This window comes from Clostridium sp., from assembly GCF_026168755.1.
Classification (GTDB): domain Bacteria; phylum Bacillota; class Clostridia; order Clostridiales; family Clostridiaceae; genus Clostridium.
This window is the reverse complement of the sequence record NZ_JAPFDR010000032.1, coordinates 1-18459: the sequence shown is the minus strand read 5'-3', so window position 1 is coordinate 18459 and position 18459 is coordinate 1. Positions and strand designations below refer to the sequence as shown.

Genomic DNA, 18459 nt, shown 5'->3' with positions numbered 1-18459 from the left:
ATAGATTATAAAGAGGTATAAATAGGGGGAAGTTTAAATGGCAAAGAGAAGTCTTAGAAAAAGAAGACATGTGCAAAAAGTAGCGGCATGCTTAATTGCAACATCAATAGGAGTATCATTAGTTCCAGCATATGCAACTACAGTAACTGCAGAAATTGCTAGTGAATATGTTACAGTAGAAGGTTATAGTATAAATAATTCTTTACAACCAACAGGAAATGCATATAGCATTTCAACATTATTAGAATGGAGTCCAGAAAGTGATGAAGCTGCTAGATATAACAGAGCAACTATAAAATTACAGGATAGATTTACTGGTGCAGTAGTAAATCCAAATGCAAATCCAGATGCAAAAATAATGAATTGTGCATTAACAAATCCACAAATCGATAATGCACCATCTCAAGGTGGAGATATAGAAAGTTCATATGCATTCTCATACTGGCAATATGTAGACTCTTATGTTTACTGGGGAGGATCAAATAGGGGAATATTTGTACTACCTACAGCAGATATAATTGATGCAGGTCATAAAAATGGTGTGCCTGTATTAGGAACAGTTGGATTCCCATGGGGACCTGGTGAAGGACACGTTGAACAAATAAGAGAGTTTTTAGTTAAAAATGAAGATGGTAGTTTCCCAGTTGCAGATAAAATGATTGAAATGACAAATTTCTATGGATTTGATGGATGGTTTATAAATCAAGAAAGTTATGGCTGTGGTAAAGAAGAAGCTGATCTTATGGTAGAATTCTTTACATATATGCATGAAAAAGATCCAAATATAAGAATTGGATGGTATGATTCAATGACTACTGAAGGACCTGTAAATTATCAAGATTCATTAAATCCACTAAATGTAGGCTTCTTTCAAAACAATGGTAAAACAGTAACAGATGAATTTTTCTTAAATTACAATTGGGATAGAGAGTCAACATCTTTTCCTGAACTAAGTAAGGTAGATATGAGTATAAAAACTGCTAATGAAGTTGGTAGAAGTCAATATGATATATTTGCTGGAGTTGAGGTTCAACAAAATGCATATAACGATAAATTTCCAGTAGAAAATTTACTAGATGAAGATGGTAAATTAAAATTATCATTAGCAATGTATTGTCCAAACTCAACACTTTCAATGGCTAAAGATATGGAAGATTTTTATAAACATGATCAAAAATTCTGGGTTGGAGGCTCAGGAGATCCTTCAAATTCAAATACAGAAGATCAATGGGTAGGACTTGCAAATTATGTTGCAGATAAGTCAGCAATTAATGAATTGCCTTTTGTAACAAACTTCAATTTAGGACATGGACAACAATATTATATTGATGGAGAAGTATCAAGAACAAAAGAATGGAATAATAGATCGCTTCAAGATTATTTGCCAACATGGAGGTGGATAGTAGAATCAAATGGATCTAAATTAACTCCAGATTTTGATAGAACAGATGCTTATAATGGAGGAAGTTCATTAGTTATTGAGGGAAATCTAGAAGCAGATAATCCAAATCATATTAAATTATATAGTACTAAGTTAAATATAGTTGATGGAACAACTGAATTAACAATAACTTATAAAACACCATCAGAAAATAATAATATGCAAGTGGGATTATGCTTTGGGGATAATTACCATGAAGAAAACTTTGAATTCTTAGATGTAGAAAATGGAACTCCAGGAGAATGGAATACAGCTAAAATTTCATTAGGTGATTATGTTGGTAAAACAATATCAGCAATATCATTAAGATTTGATAGTGAAGAGGATATAAATGATTTTAAGATAAATATAGGAAGTTTATCAGTAGAAGAAAGTAGCAAGGATACAGTATTACCTGCAACAAGTAAGATAACTTTAGATGATCAACTTTTCCATAATGCACAAAAAGCAGAAGCAAGGATTTATTGGGAAGATGTAGATGGAGCAAGCTTCTACGAGATATATAGAGTTAAGCCAGATGGAAATAGAGAGTTTATAGGAGCTACTTATAATGATTCTTATTATATATCGCCATTTAATAGATATAATAATGAAGATTCATTTAATTTTGAAGTTGTAGCAGTTGATGGCAACTTCAATAGAGGAGAAGCTCAAACATTAAAATTTAAATGGAATATGTCTGCTGATGATACAGAAGTTCCAAATGAAGAAGTACCAGTGAATTTTGCTTTAAATGCTAAAGTTACGGCAAGTTCAGAAAATGCTGGTGAACCAGCTATTAAAGCTGTAGATGGTACAGTTGAAAATAATAGTAAATGGTGTACAACTACAGGTATATACGGAGGATGGTTAGAGGTAGATTTAGGAGAAGAGAAAACTATTCAAAGATGGGTAACAATGCATGGAGAAGCTGGTGGAGAAGATAAGTTAACTAATACTAAAGCGTTTAGATTACAAGTTTTAAGAGATGGAGAATTTGTAGATGTAGATGTAGTTGAAGATAATGAGGAAGGCATTGTAGATAGAAACTTAACAGAACCAGTAACGGGACAAGTATTTAGAGTGTATATAGATGATCCAGGTCCAACTCCATGGAAGGCAATAAGAATATATGAATTCCAATTATTCGAAGATGTAAATACACCTATGACTGAAAATATTCCAATGCATGCAGTAAAAGCGACTAATAATAATGGAGCAAGTGATGAAGTATTATTTAAAGAAGTTCCAGCTGGATATGAAGTATTATTATATAAAAATATAAGTGATGTAGAACCATTTGCAAAAAAAGTTGCTGAAACAACAGGAGAAGTTAAGTTTACTGATTTAGACTTTGGTACTGAAGAAGGGAGAATATACTTCGCAGTTAAGGAAGAAGGAAAGGAAGCGAGTATAAAATTAAGCGTATCTTATGATAATGAAGCTTGGGATACTACAAAAATACCGGGAGAATTTAAGATTTCAGAATATGAAGTTAAGCCAAGGTCAGTTGTGGATGGAGAATATTATGCAACATTAGAAATAGGAGATTTACAAACTGGTGATATTGTAAGCTACTATGAAAATGATACAGATGAATTCCCAACAAAAGTAAGCGTTCCTGTGGCAGATAATGCTGAATCTACAGTATTAAAGCCATTATTACTTAGTGAAAATGGAGGAGAAATAATACTTCAAGTTAAACGTGAAGGAATGAAAGCTTCACCTAAGTTTAAGGTTGTTTATAAAGAAGATAAATCAGCAGAGTCTAAGGGAACTTTAGCATTAATAGTTAAGGATCAAGATAATAACGCTGTTAATGGAGCAATATATGAAATAATGAAAGATGAAAAGGTAGTTGAGACTATTACAACAGGAGAATTAGGGGAGGTTTCAATTAAATTAGATCCAGGAGTATATGCTGTAAAATATTCAGAAAACTTAACTAGTTATGAAGCAGATAATTTATTAAAAGAAATAACTATTGATGAAGCATTTGATAGGGAAGAATTAAACTTAACATTAAAGAAAAAAGAAAGTACAGATGATGAAAAACCAACAGAGCCAGTTCCACCAACAGATGAAGATGGAAATAACAATGGAAACGGAAATAGTAATGGAAATAATAACGGGAATGGAAATAATAACTCTGTTGAAGTAAAACCGAATAAGCCAAATAAGCCAAGTGGATCATTACCTCAAACAGGAAATTTAGGAGGATTATTTGCAGTAGGTGTTGCAGGAATAATGTCAGCAGTAGGAGCTATGTTTATTAGAAAGAAAAAATAATTAAAATTAAATTATTACTTAGGGGAAGGTGAGTTAATCCCTTTCCCCTAAGGTATATATGGGAGGAGCATTATGTATTTAATACCTAGGCCTAAAGAGTATAGAGAAAAAGAAGGATATTTTAAATTAAAAAGAGAAACAAAAATTAATCTATCATATGCTTGTAATTTTTATGAGTTAGATTGTGCCATAGAGTTACAAAAAGAAATTAAAGACAATTTTGGACTTAAACTAGCTATAAGCAAAAACATAAACAATACTGCCTTAAAAAATTCCATAAACATAATTAAGATTGATGGAATGGAAAATGAAGAATATAAATTAATTATAAATAATGATTCAATTGAAATAATAGCGACCTTTGATTCAGGAATATTTTATGCAATTCAAACATTGAAACAAGTATTAAAACAAAGTAGTAATTCAATTAGAAGCTTAGAAATAGAAGATAAACCATATTTTAAAAACCGTGGATTTTTCCATGATACAACTAGAGGTAAGGTACCAACACTAGAAACACTAAAACAATTAGTAGATAAAGCATCTTTTTATAAAATAAATCAAATTCAGTTGTATATTGAGCATACCTTTGCATTTAAAGGAATGAGTGAGGTATGGATAGACAAGGATCCATTAACTTCAGAAGAAATATTAATATTAGATATGTACTGTAAAAAGAGAAATGTAGAGTTGATACCATCTTTATCAACATTTGGTCACCTATATGAAGTGCTTCGTACAAAATCATTCTGCAACCTATGTGAAATGGATGGAATGGAGGAAGATGAATATTCATTTTATGAAAGAATGGCCCATCATACTTTAGATGTAAGTAATGAAGAAAGTTTAAAGTTAGTAGAAAATATGTTAGAACAATTTATACCACTATTTACTTCAAAGAAGTTTAATATTTGTGGAGATGAAACATTTGATTTAGGAAAAGGAAAAAGTAAGGCAAAGGCAGATAAAATAGGTGAGGGAAAGTTATATGTAGACTTTTTAAATAAGGTTATATCAATTGTTAAAAAATATGATAAAACAGTAATGTTCTGGGGAGATGTAATATTAAGACATACTGATTTATTAAATGAAGTACCAGATGACTTAATTTGTTTAAATTGGGATTATTCTAATGAGGTAACGGAAGAGAAAACTAGAATAATGTCAGAAGTTAAAAGAGAGCAATATGTTTCTCCAGGAGTAGGAAGTTGGAATCAACTTGTTAGCTATATGGATAAAGCCTTTGAAAATATAAGAAGAATGATTAATTATGGAGTGAAATATAATGCTGCTGGAGTATTAAATACAGATTGGGGAGATTTTGGACATATAAACTTACTAGCAAGTTCAATGCCAGGAATGATATATGGTGCAGCATTATCATGGAATCCTAATGATGAAACAAGTAATAATTTAGAGGGTGATTTTACACAAATATATAAGGCAATATCTAGAATTGAATATGGAGATAAATCACTTAAAGTAGTTTCATTATTAAATGATTTAACAAAGAATCATGAAATTAGATGGGAAGAGGTCGTAGCTTTTAAGGAAAGATATGGTACTTTAAAGGGGAAATTAGAAACATTTGATGTAGAGTATTTGGAAAATGAATATAAGATGGCTTGCAAGGTAGAAGATGAATTAATAAGCTTGTTAAAGGATATAGAAAATAAATATGATATTCAAGAGCTCGTAATTGCAACTGAAGGAATGGGACTATTTAATAAATTCTTTATAACTGTTATGAAATATGATTTAGGTAAGGAAAGTAGTAAGTTAATTTATGAACCTAAGAAATTAGCTGAAGATATCGAAGTTTGGTTCTATGATTATTCAAGGGTATGGAGGATGAGAAATAAAGAAAGTGAATTATATAGAATAAGAGAAGTTATACAATATATATGTAAGTACTTGAGAGGGGTATGATAACATGTTATAGAAGAATGTTGGTAATTGATTATAAGTATCATAATAAAAATCTATAAGTTTCTGTTATACCAAAATGTTGATGTTAAATTATAAGTATAATAATTAAAAAATTTAATATCTGTTATAGAAAGTCGTTGTTGATAAAAAGCTATGATTTACATAACAACAATTTTCTATAACAGTAAGAAAGATAAAATAATTAAAGAAGTAACAACATTTAAATATAACAGAAATTAACAGGATTAATTAATAAATAACTTATAGTATAATGCAGTAATATTTAAAAGCGGTGGGATTAAACTTCAGGGTTTTGAAAGCTCTTAGGAGAAATCCCACAATATTTTTTAAATAACCTACTAAATTGACTAATATCATTTATTCCAATTAAGGAAGAAACATCACTAACCTTATAATTCATTTTTAAATAAACTTTAGCAAGATTAATTTTCCTAGAATTAATATATTGCTTAGGTGTTAAATTAAGATATTTACTAAACATATAATGAATATTCCTTTCAGAAGTAAATAAAAATTCTGACATATCCTGCATAGTTAAAGGTCTATCCAAATTACTTTCTATATACATCAATAGATTATTAAAATCATCAGAATAATTATTAGTGTTAAAATTAACAATATCTTTATTAGTACATAACTCAAAAAGAGATTCAAGAACTATATTTTTAATCATATTGTACACACCATAATTGCTTATCTTTGAATTTGTGCTATCTAATAAAAAATTAATATAAGAAAAGATATAATCATAATTACTAAGCAGGATTTTATGGTTTTCTAAAAATGATGCTATCATTTTTTCTTCATAAGTATTTAAGTGAAAATCATAATATTGTTCTACACATTCGATATTAACATTGAAGAAAATTAAATGTAAGGTAGAGGAATTAGAGGAATCACATTTATTGCAAAGTCGTATTTCATGACTACTTTTGGGGTTGGATATAATAACATCCCCCTTTTTTATTTCATATACAGTATTATCATGAACATATTCTCCAGAACCATCAACGATAAAGCAAAGTTCATAGCACTTATGACTATGAAGTCTGTTAGTTGGAGAAAGATTATCAAATTTGCATAAACTAACTGGAGCTATAGTTATTATAAATGGACCTATAGCTTCTTTTACTATTATTTTAGAAAGTAAATTAAAAACATAAAATTTATTAATATCCATATAACAATCCTCCTATAAATTTATCTATAGTTATTCACTTTATATTACAAGCTTTTAACATAGATTTTCTCTTAAAATCATATATCCAGTATAGATTTAAATTTAATGATATAAAATTATTTTGCCATAATATTTATTTCAGAATAAGTCAAATTTTTATTCTTAATTTGCAATTTGGAAAATTTAATTTTAGCCTATAATTTAGGTATAAGATATATTTAATTATTGCTTATATACAATATTGATTAAGTCTTATAATGCATTGATATTATTATATAATTTCGATATTGTACAATGTTAATTAAGCAGAAAATATCTATAAAAATTTCATTAAATTAAGAATTGTTATATTGAATTTGTATTTATAAGGGGGATTATAAAATGTCAAAAAATAAATTAAATAGAAAGTGGGAAGTTCTTTTAGTACATCATTCACATACAGATATAGGTTATACTCACAGCCAAGAGATAATTGAATTTTATCATGTGAATTTTATAAAGCAAGCCATTGAAATTGCAGAATCCTTAAGAGCAGATAATAGAGAAAATGAATTTGTTTGGGTATGCGAAGCATTTTGGGCTGTAGAGCAGTTCTTAAAAGAAGTTGACGATGAATGGAAGAAGCGTTTTGAAGTTTGTGTGAAAAATGGAAGTATAGAAGTTACAGGTAATTATTTGAACATGACTGAATTGGTTGATGAGAAGATATTGAAAAATCAAATTAAGAAGTCTGTTGATTATGGAAAGAGCATAAATAAAGAAATTAAATCAGCTATGACTGCAGATATAAATGGATATTCCTATGGGTATATTGATGCATTAAAAGAAAATGGAATTGAAAATTTATTATCATGTGTACATACGCATCATGGTATGTATCCCCTATTTAGAAAGCATGGACCTTTCTACTGGGAATCAGAAAAGGGTAATAAGATATTAGTTTGGAATGGTGAGCATTATCAATTTGGAAATGAGTTTGGAATAGTAAAAACTGCAACAGCATCATATGTTCATAGAGATGATTTACAAGCAACTTTTACTCAAGACAAGCGTAAAGAATATGGTGAAATTAGAATGTTTAGGTTCTTAAAATCACTAGAAGATCAAAATTATGAATATAACTTTATTCCAATCACTATTCTTGGAATATCTACTGATAATGGATCTCCCAATAAAGAGATAGTTGACTTTGTTAATTGGTGGAATGAAAAATTTGGTGAAGAAGTAACATTTAAGATGGCTACTTTAGATGAAGTATTTGATAGAGTTAAAAATGACAATGCTGAAATACCAACTTATAGTGGAGATTGGCCAGATTGGTGGTCTTTCGGAGTAGGTAGTACACCACATGATTTAAAGATATATAAAGAGGCACAACGAGTTTTAAATACTACTAAATTATTAGATGAGGATTCAAAGATTAGTGATGATAAATTAGTAAGTCAGTGTGAAGATATGCTAATGCTTTATGCAGAACATACATGGGGACATTATTCATCTGTAGTAGATCCATGGAATTCATTTGTTAATTTATTAGATTGTAAAAAGTCAGGATATGCAATTAAGGCTCATGAAGTTGCAATGAGAAATTATATAAAAGTCTTAGAAGCAAAAGGTATGAATAGTTTAAAGCCAGATCGCCCATTAAAGTACAAAGTTGTTAATCCACATAATAGAAAAGTTACTGAGTGTGTTAAGTTAGCATTAGACCCTTGGGAAAAGTCTAATAAGACATATGTAGTTAAGGATGAAAATAATAATAAGTACAAATCACAATTTGAAGAGCATCCAGGTGGAATATGCGTTAATTGCGTTTTAACTTTAGAGCCTAAGGAAGAACGTACATTATTTATTAATATAGAAGAAAATCCAATAGAGTATTTAAAGATAAAAAATCAATCTTATTGTGTACAAAGATGTGATGACATATTTTTATATGATGATCCTAGAGAAGTTATTAAATATGACAATGTTTATGAAAATAAGCACGTGAAGATTTCTTGGGATAGAGAAAGAGGAATTATTGGCTGGTTTGATAAGGTTAATGGGGTAGAATTATTTGATAATACATCAAAAGTTGGAGCTTTTATGCCAATATATGAATTAACTAAAGCTAAGGGACAAACAACTAGTGATCAATTTGCAGTACGTGCATTAGGCCGTAATATGAGAGGTTCAAATCATGAAGTTTTCTATCCTAAAATTAAGGATGTTAAGATTAGTGAAATTGGAGATGTTTATGGAAAGATAACTTTTGATTTAGAGTTAGAAGGTATCAAAGTTATAAGAGTTGTATTAAAGGTATACAATGAAATGAATAAAGTTGATGTAGTTGTAATGATGAATAAGGAAAGTGAATGGAATCCTGAAAGTGTATTTATTGCTTTACCATTTGCTTTAAATAATAAAAAGATGGACTTATTCTGTGAAAAAACAGGAGCTGTAATACAAGTTAAAAAGGATCAATTATTAGGGACAAACTGTGATTATAACTTGGTTCAAGATGGAGTAGGATTATTGGAAGATAGCTATGGAATTAGTATTTCTATGCCAGATTCATCATTGATATATACTTCAAAATTACAATATGAAAATGCTAAAAAGCTTTATCATAAGGATTATACTAATCCTAAGGAATACGAGTTATATTCATGGGTGATGAATAACATTTGGGAAACTAATTTTAAGGCATCACTAGGTGGATTTATTGAATTTAATTATTCAGTTACTTGGGAAAATAATATTAATAATAAGTATGAGTTAGCTAGCGATAATAATGAAATGAATATTGGATTTGTTAATTATAGAATAGACTAAAAATAGTATTCCCCAGGGGGAAGGAGTAAATTCCCTTAACCCTGGGGAATTTATAAAAGGTGGGTAAGTGATGAAGTATATAAATAGAAAATCGAATTATGATAAATATCCAGAAATACTTGTTTCAGAAAGTTGTGATGGTGCATTTTTAGGATATGAGAAAATTTGCTCTGAAATTAGTAGTAAGATGATTAATAGAAAAAATATAATTGCTATTGATTGTTATATGGGGGTATATGAAGATGAGGTTTTAGAAAATATATCAAAGTATATTGAGTTTGATAAGGTTATATTTACGAAAGATGTTTTTTTTGAAGGTGAAAAAATAACAGATATATTTAATGATAACTTAACTGATGATAGAGTTTTTGGAAAAATGAATGATTTAAGGCTAGAAGACATAATTGACGAGAATAAGATTAAAGAGTATAGAAGGAATATCAATTCAGTTGAAAAAGGAAATATTTTAATTTTAGGAGTTGGTGCATTACTGATATGTAAGCCAGATATTCATATTTATGCAGACTTAGCTAGGTGGGAAATACAACTTAGATATAGAAGTGGGAAATTAGGAAATTATAAAATAGAAAATTATAATGAAGATTTTTTAAAGAAATACAAAAGAGGATACTTTATAGAATGGAGATTAGTAGATAATTATAAAAAGAAGTTTTTCAATGATATAGATTATATATTAGATACTAATGATAATGATTCTGTAAAGATGATAACTGGTGATAATTTTAGAAAAGCTATGGATTTAGCAGTTACTACACCATTTAGAGTTGTTCCATTCTTTGATCCAGGGGTATGGGGTGGACAATGGATGAAGGAAGTATGTGATTTAGATAAAAGTAGTAAGAATTATGCATGGTGCTTTGATTGTGTTCCAGAAGAAAATAGTTTATTCATAAGATTTGGAGATGTTAGAGTTGAGATTCCATCAATTGATTTGGTGCTGTACAAGCCTAAAGAATTGTTAGGAAATGGTATCTTTAACAGATTTGGAGCTGAGTTCCCAATTAGGTTTGACTTTTTAGATACTATGGAGGGTGGAAACTTAAGTTTACAGGTTCATCCATTAAAAGAGTATATAAAAGATAAGTTTGGAATGAGTTATACTCAAGATGAAAGTTACTATATGCTAGATACTGCTGAAGATGCAACAGTATACTTGGGTATGAAAGATAATGTTGATAAAGAAGAGTTTTTAACAGCATTAAAAGAGGCTCAAACAGGTGAAAATAATTTAGATGTAGAAAAATATATAAATAAATTTCCTGCTAAAAAGCATGATCATTTTTTAATTCCTAATGGAACAATACATTGTTCAGGTAAAAATAGTATTGTATTAGAAATAAGTGCCACACCATATATATTTACCTTTAAGCTTTGGGATTGGGGAAGAGTAGGATTAGATGGATTACCAAGACCAATTCATTTGGAGCATGGCAAAGAAGTTATACAGTTTAATAGAAACACTGAATGGGTAAAGAAAAATTTAGTGAATAACATTGTTACTATAAGTGAAGAAGATGGATTTAAGGAAGAAAAAACAGGACTTCATGAGTTAGAATTCATAGAAACTAGAAGATTATGGTTTAACAAAAAAATAAAAAATAATACAAATGGGACTTTAAATGTATTGAATCTTATTGAAGGAGAAGAGGCAATAATAGAAAGTCCAAGCAATAAATTTAAGCCATTTAAAGTTCATTATGCAGAAACTTTTATAATTCCGGCTGATATATATGAATATACAATATCACCATCTGGTAATAGTGTTGGAAAAACAATAGGTGTAATAAAGGCATATGTACGAGATAATACCAACAATAAATAAGTAATGAAAAGAATTAATAATAAATTTGTGGAGGATATTAATCAAAATGAAGTATTATGTTGGTCTTGATGTTGGAGGATCGTATATAAAGTCGGCAGTAGTAAATAGTAATGGTGAAATTTTAGATGATAAGATAATAATTAATGAGTCATTTTCTAATTGCGATAAGGAAACAGTATTATGTAATATTATGAACATAATAAAAGAAAGAATAAGTTCACTTAGTAATTGTAATTTTTCAGGAGTGGGTATTGCATTTCCAGGTCCTTTTGATTATGAGAATGGAGTATCATATATAAAGGGTATAAATAAGTATGAAAGTATATATGGTGTAAATATAAAAGAAGAAATTATAAAATATGCTAAAGAAAATTTGAAAAATATAACTAATGATTTTAATGTAAAGTTTGAAAATGATGCAGCAATGTTTGCTTTAGGTGAAGAATTATTGAATAATAAGAAAAGCAATAAGGTTTTTACAGTATGCATAGGTACAGGTTGTGGATCTGCTTATATTGAAAATAATGAAGTTATAAAAAATAAATGGATATATAGTATTCCGTATAGGGATGGAATAATAGATGATTATATTTCTTGCAGGGGAATATTAAAAATTGCTAATGAATGTGGAATTATTGGTTTAGAAGTAAAAGAAATTGCAGATAAAGCATTAAAGGGTGAAGATTTAGCTAAAGTAGTTTGGAATACTTTTGAAAATAACTTATTAGAGGTGTTTAAGCTAGCGACTGAATTGTTTAGGCCAGATAGAGTAATAGTTGGAGGACAAGTAGCAAAGAGTAGTGAATTGTTCTTAGGAAAGAGTATTGATTATTTTAATGAAAACAATGTTGAAGTAGTAGTTACAAAAGATACTTCTAAAAGTGCAATAATTGGAAGTGTAATGCTATTTTAAAGATGAATTTAAATATAGATATGTTAATATATATTAGAGTATTTAATAGATAACTTTATTATTTAAACTATTTAGAAAAAAACACCTATAACAGTGATTTGAATTACTGTTATAGGTGTTTTTTACACTCTAATTTAAAATAGCTTTAGAATAAAATGATATATGATTTAGATTCTAATAAATAGTATTAATATATTTTGTCTTATCCACTTTAACATTTTTATGCTTTATAAAATAATCAATAATAACTTCAGGCATTTCTACTAATATTTCTCTTAAACGTGGACATTCTTTATATACATCATATCCACCAACTCCCGTTGATCTATAATTATTCATAACAAGAGAAAGTTTAGAAGTATCATCTAATTCTTTACCTTTAAATTTTATAGAGACAACTCTATCACCAACAGGTCTATTTAAATCAAAAGTATAATCTATATTTGCAAAATAATCATAGTTATAATGTTGTATTTTAGGCTTTAAAAATGCATCAGAAATTGATATATTTCCATTATCATTACTAAAATAGCTAGCACATCTTTCTAATACTGTTTTTAATTGAGCTCTATTAATTTCAACTATTACTAACGTGTTTGGAAACATATAAGTAGATACAACATCTCTTACAGTAACATTTTTATCAAATCCCTTTATTTCATTAGAAAAGCAAGTACATGATATATCAGCACCACTTTCATCAAGTTGGACTGCATTTATAAAGTTAGCTAAATCTGAACCATTTAGAGCCATATCTAAATGAGAAGATGGATATAAATTTTCATCTAAAAATCCTATAGGAGTGTCTAACCATTGTTGAACATCATTTTCTAAAGGTAAATATTTATTATATATTTCATTTTCACAATTTAATTTAACCTTCTTAAGAGAGGAAGTAATAGTCTTACTACCATAATTATTTAAATTCAATTCTACTTGTACATAACTGGTAGCTCTTTGAGGTGTTTGAACAACATGAGTACCATTAATTATAGTATCTGCTAATGGCATATGTTGATGACCAGTAAGTAAAATGTCAAAGTCAAATTCCATACATAATTTATAAGCTATATTTTCACTTGTAAACATAAGTTGTTCATGTGAGTTTAAATCATACTCAAATCCACCGTGATAAAGTCCAATGACAATATCTGATGCTGCTTTTACTTCATCAAAATAATATTTTACAGCTTCAAATGTATCAGTAATGTTTATGTTAGCTATATTTTCAGTTCTTTCCCAATGATTTATAAAGTCTGTTGTTATTCCTATAATTCCAACTTTCAATCCATTTTCCAAGGTCTTTATAGAATAAGGTAATATAGGTAGTTCACCAGTTTTATCAACAACATTTGCACATAAGCATTTAGCCTTTAATGTACGAAGATATTTTCTTAAATATAATAGTCCATAATTAAAATCATGATTTCCTAGAGTTATAAAATCATATCCAGCAGCATTCATAATATCTGCAATAGGATGAATATTAAATTTTTGACCACTTAAATAATAAGTAAGAGGTGAACCTTGAATAGTATCACCAGCATCCATAATTAATGTATTACCATCTTTTTTGAAATCATTAATCATATTTATTAAACCAATATTTTTAGGTTCTTTATCTATGTAGTTTGTTGGATACAAATATCCATGCATATCAGATGTAAAATAAATTTTTAAATTTTTCATATATACCTCTCTGAATTTATAAAATTTTAATAATAACTGTATATTATTTTTAGCTATGAATAAGTAGATTATAACATATCTTTAAATGGAGAAAGTTGTTCTAAGGTGAAAATCTATCCTTTCAGTTATTAAGAATATTTTAAATATATAAAGAGCAAAATAGAAATAATAGAAGATTATGAATAAATTTTTAGTTAAAGGGGTGTTTAGTATAAGTACTATTAGAGAAATAAAAAGAAAAAAATTAATAGAGGAAGTTAAGAGTTTAAGCCCTTTTGAGCTGAAGGATAGGTTAATTGAGCTTGCATTAAAATCAGAGAAAAAAGGTACAAATATACTGCTAAATGCAGGAAGGGGAAATCCTAATTGGACAGCAGCAACCCCAAGACAAGCATTTTTTACATTAGGCCAATTTGCAGTAGAAGAAACACAACGAACTTGGTGTGATGGAGACTTGGCAGGAATGCCTCATAATACTGGAATTTATAATATATTTAAGATTTATTATGACAAGCATAAAGATGCACCAGGAATAGAGTTGCTTAATAACATAATAGAATATGGAATAGATGTACATAATTTTGATAAGGATAATTGGGTCTTTGAGCTTGTAGATGGAATCATAGGAGATAATTATCCATTACCAGATAGAATGCTTACACATATTGAAATAGTAGTAAGAGATTATTTAATTAAGGAAATGGGAGGAAACCCCAAGAGTGATAATCATCAGATTTTTGCAGTGGAAGGTGGAACAGCTGCAATGTGTTATATATTTGATTCACTAGAGGCTAATAGGTTACTATACCCAGGAGATAAGATAGCATTATTAGTGCCTATATTTACACCATATTTAGATATTCCAGAGTTACCAAGATATAATTTTGAAGTTGTAAATATATATGCATCAGAATTTAATGAAGAAGGTAGACATACATGGCAGTATCCTAAGGAAGAGTTAGATAAGTTGTGTGATAAGGAGATAAAATTAGCTTGTATTGTCAATCCTAGTAATCCACCTTCAGTAGCAATAAATGAAGAGTCTATGGAGTATATAAAAAGAATCGTAGAAAAAAATAATCCTAACTTAATGATTGTTACAGATGATGTTTATGGAACATTTTGTGATAAATTTAAATCATTAATGGTTACTATGCCATACAATACAATTGGTGTATATTCTTATTCTAAATATTTTGGAGTAACAGGATGGAGATTAGGAGTTATAGCTTTAGCAGAAGAAAATGTTTTTGATAAGTTAATAGCTGAATTAAATGAAGATGATAAGGATATAGTTGATGAAAGATATTCAACTATGAGCACAGATCCAGAAAAAATTTCTTTTATTGATAGATTAGTTGCTGATAGTAGGCAAGTAGCATTAAATCATACAGCAGGTTTATCTACTCCACAACAAGTGCAAATGGCTATTTTTTCAATATTTTCATTGTTAGATAAAGAAGATAAATATAAAGAGCAAACTAAAAATATCTGCAAAAGGCGTAAAGAGTTATTGTATGAAAATTTAATTGGATTGCCAATGAAGAATGATATATATAGTACAAATTATTATAATAAATATGATTTATTAGTTTGGGCCAAATTTAAATACGGAGAGGAATTTGTTGAATATTTAAAGAGAGAGCGTAGTGCAATTGAATTTTTATTTGAATTGGCAGAAAAATATGGAATAGTTTTGTTAAATGGCGATGGATTTAAAGGACCAACTTGGTCAATTCGAGTATCTTTAGCAAATTTAACTGATAATCAATATATAACAATAGGAAAGGGTATAAATGAACTTTTTGATGAATATGCAAAAGAGTGGAAGGAATTTAAATGGTAATATTATTTAAATAAATATGTTAATTAAGTTTAAATAGTATGTTAATATTTTATATTTTTAAACATAATAATATAATTGTCTAAATACATTTTAAACTATTAATATTATAATGAAGAATATAAAATATACAAAGTATTGGAGGTATTAAATTTATGGCTAAAAATTGAATAAAAATAAATCAAATGCTTTATGGACATTAGGAGCCATAGCTGGTGTTACAGCTATTGCAACAATGGTGGTGAAAAATAACAAAAATAAGAACTTAAAAGAAAATGAAACTTTTAAATATAGTGATGCTAATGATGATAAACAAGTTTATTTTGTTGGTGGTGGTTTAGCTTCTTTAGCAGGAGCTGCTTACTTAATAAGAGATTGTAATTTTAAAGGTGAAAATATTCATATAATTGAAGGATTAAAAATTCTAGGTGGAAGTAATGATGGTGCTGGAGATCCGATAAATGGGTTTGTTTGTCGTGGTGGAAGAATGCTTAATGAAGAGACTTATGAAAACTTCTGGGAATTATTTAGGTCAATACCTTCATTAGATATGCCAGGAATGAGTGTAACAGAAGAAATATTAAATTTTGATCATTTACATCCAACACATGCACAAGCAAGATTAGTAGATAAAAATGGAGTTATTCAAGATGTAAGAAGTATGGGATTTAATAATGATGATCGTATGGCATTAGGTAAATTAATGATTACTCCAGAAGAAAATTTAGATGATATGACTATAGAACAATGGTTTAGTAATACACCACATTTCTTTGAAACAAATTTCTGGTATATGTGGCAAACAACATTTGCTTTCCAAAAGTGGTCTAGTTTATTTGAATTTAAGCGTTATATGGAACGTATGATTTTCGAGTTTTCACGTATAGAAACATTAGAGGGTGTTACACGTACTCCATACAATCAATATGAATCAGTAATATTACCATTAAAATCATATTTAGATAAATTTAATGTAGACTTTAGTATAAATGCTACAGTTACTGATTTAGATTTTAAAGAAGGACCTGGAATAACAGTAACTGCAATTCATATAGAAGATGAAGAAGGAGAAAAGGTTATTGAATTAGGTGAGAAGGATGTATGCATTATGATAAATGGTTGTATGACAGATAATGCAACATTAGGAGATTATAATACACCAGCAGAATATAAACCAGAAAACCCAATGTCTGGAGAGCTATGGAGAAAAATAGCAGCTAAAAAGCCTGGACTTGGCAATCCAGAACCATTCTTTAATCATCCAGAACAAACTAATTGGGAAAGTTTTACGGTAACATCTAAAGGAAATAAGTTATTAAAATTAATTGAGCAATTCTCAGGAAATATCCCAGGTAGTGGAGCTTTAATGACATTTAAAGATTCTAATTGGTTAATGAGTATAGTCGTTGCAGCACAACCACATTTTAAAAATCAACCTTTAGATACAACGATTTTCTGGGGATATGGAATATATACAGATAGGGATGGAGATTATATTAAAAAACCAATGAGAGATTGTACTGGTGAAGAAATATTAATGGAATTATTATATCATCTTCATATGTTAGATAAGGCTGATGAAATTAAGAATGATATAGTTAATGTAATTCCATGCATGATGCCATATATAGACTCACAATTCCAACCTCGTAAGATGAGTGATAGACCAAAGGTTGTACCAGATGGCTCAACAAACTTTGCAATGATAAGTCAATTTGTTGAGATACCAGAAGATATGGTATTTACAGAAGAGTATTCTGTAAGAGCTGCAAGAATTGCAGTATACACTTTATTTGATGTCAAGAATAAGAAAATATGTTCAGTAACTCCATATAAAAAGAATCCTAAAGTATTAAAGGAAGCATTAAAGACATCTTATAGATAGAAAAAATATAAGTAATATTTTAATATATAAATTTAAAACAGTTGATATCATAATTTTAAATATCAACTGTTTTATTTTATATAATATTTTACGGAAAAATATTATTAAAAAATAAATAAAACTTGAATAATATTATAAATTAGTATTTAATTAAATAGATATAAAAATAGAATATTTAAAAATTTAGGTTTTTAAAATTACATTTTAAAATTAAAAGGGAAAGTGGTTAAATGCCACTGCAGCCCCCGCTACTGTAATAATGGACGAATCTCAAATTAAGCCACTGGTTTTAATAAAGCTGGGAAGGTATGAGATAAGGATGAAGTTTAAGCCAGGAGACCTGCCTAGATTTTGATCTATACTTCGGTGGGAAGGTAAGGATGATATTATATAAACTATTGAATTCTATTGCGCACCACGTGGAAGAGAAAAAATGAAATATTTATTTTCCGGGAACTGTGAAATTTTTGCCTAGAATTTATATCTTTCTTTCATTGAACTTGCTAAAGTTGTAAAAGTCGCTTACGCTTCAATACAACTTCTTTACGCAAGTTCAATTCCACAAAGATTAAATTCTACGGCTCAATTTCAATGTTCCCTCCAAATTAATATTTCATTTTTTCTTTTTCT

General features: G+C 28.6%; 9 protein-coding genes and 1 riboswitch. Of the genes, 7 read left to right on the top strand and 2 right to left on the bottom strand.

Annotated features, from left to right (window positions below; all coding sequences use genetic code 11):
• Positions 1-37: 37 nt before the first annotated feature.
• Together Q0Y03_RS11150 and Q0Y03_RS11145 are read left to right on the top strand one after the other, a co-directional pair.
• Positions 38-3709 carry a discoidin domain-containing protein gene (locus Q0Y03_RS11150; protein ID WP_297713904.1) on the top strand — a complete coding sequence of 1224 codons (3672 nt, stop codon included), beginning with the start codon at positions 38-40 and terminating at the stop codon, positions 3707-3709.
• A 72-nt stretch (positions 3710-3781) separates the two neighbouring features.
• Positions 3782-5638: a glycoside hydrolase family 20 zincin-like fold domain-containing protein gene (locus Q0Y03_RS11145; RefSeq protein ID WP_297713903.1), complete on the top strand. Its 1857-nt coding sequence runs from the start codon at positions 3782-3784 to the stop codon at positions 5636-5638.
• Positions 5639-5936: 298 nt separating this feature from the next.
• Here Q0Y03_RS11145 and Q0Y03_RS11140 read toward each other — a convergent pair whose 3' ends face one another.
• Positions 5937-6839 carry an AraC family transcriptional regulator gene (locus Q0Y03_RS11140; RefSeq protein ID WP_297713902.1) on the bottom strand — a complete coding sequence of 301 codons (903 nt, stop codon included), beginning with the start codon at positions 6837-6839 and terminating at the stop codon, positions 5937-5939.
• Positions 6840-7220: 381 nt separating this feature from the next.
• On the opposite strand from Q0Y03_RS11140, the gene Q0Y03_RS11135 reads away from it, so the two are divergent.
• The 3 genes from Q0Y03_RS11135 to Q0Y03_RS11125 all read left to right on the top strand — a co-directional run bounded on the left by Q0Y03_RS11135 (position 7221) and on the right by Q0Y03_RS11125 (position 12412).
• Entirely contained in the window at positions 7221-9656 is a 2436-nt protein-coding gene (locus Q0Y03_RS11135; protein WP_297713901.1) for a hypothetical protein, read from the top strand.
• Positions 9657-9726: 70 nt separating this feature from the next.
• Positions 9727-11499: a class I mannose-6-phosphate isomerase gene (locus Q0Y03_RS11130; RefSeq protein WP_297713900.1), complete on the top strand. Its 1773-nt coding sequence runs from the start codon at positions 9727-9729 to the stop codon at positions 11497-11499.
• Between the two features lie 46 nt (positions 11500-11545).
• Positions 11546-12412, top strand: coding sequence for an ROK family protein (locus Q0Y03_RS11125; protein ID WP_297713899.1), 867 nt, complete (start codon positions 11546-11548; stop codon positions 12410-12412).
• 174 nt (positions 12413-12586) lie between these two features.
• Here the strand turns inward: Q0Y03_RS11125 and Q0Y03_RS11120 are convergent, their stop codons facing one another.
• Positions 12587-14101 (bottom strand): bifunctional UDP-sugar hydrolase/5'-nucleotidase, encoded by a 1515-nt coding sequence (locus Q0Y03_RS11120; RefSeq protein ID WP_297713898.1) that lies wholly within the window; start codon positions 14099-14101, stop codon positions 12587-12589.
• Positions 14102-14279: 178 nt separating this feature from the next.
• Here Q0Y03_RS11120 and aspD point away from each other — a divergent pair, with 178 nt between their 5' ends.
• Both aspD and Q0Y03_RS11110 read left to right on the top strand, forming a co-directional pair.
• Positions 14280-15947 carry an aspartate 4-decarboxylase gene (gene aspD, locus Q0Y03_RS11115; RefSeq protein WP_297713897.1) on the top strand — a complete coding sequence of 556 codons (1668 nt, stop codon included), beginning with the start codon at positions 14280-14282 and terminating at the stop codon, positions 15945-15947.
• 163 nt (positions 15948-16110) lie between these two features.
• Positions 16111-17829, top strand: coding sequence for an oleate hydratase (locus Q0Y03_RS11110; protein ID WP_297713896.1), 1719 nt, complete (start codon positions 16111-16113; stop codon positions 17827-17829).
• Positions 17830-17997: 168 nt separating this feature from the next.
• Positions 17998-18192, top strand: a riboswitch (cobalamin riboswitch).
• Positions 18193-18459 lie beyond the last annotated feature (267 nt).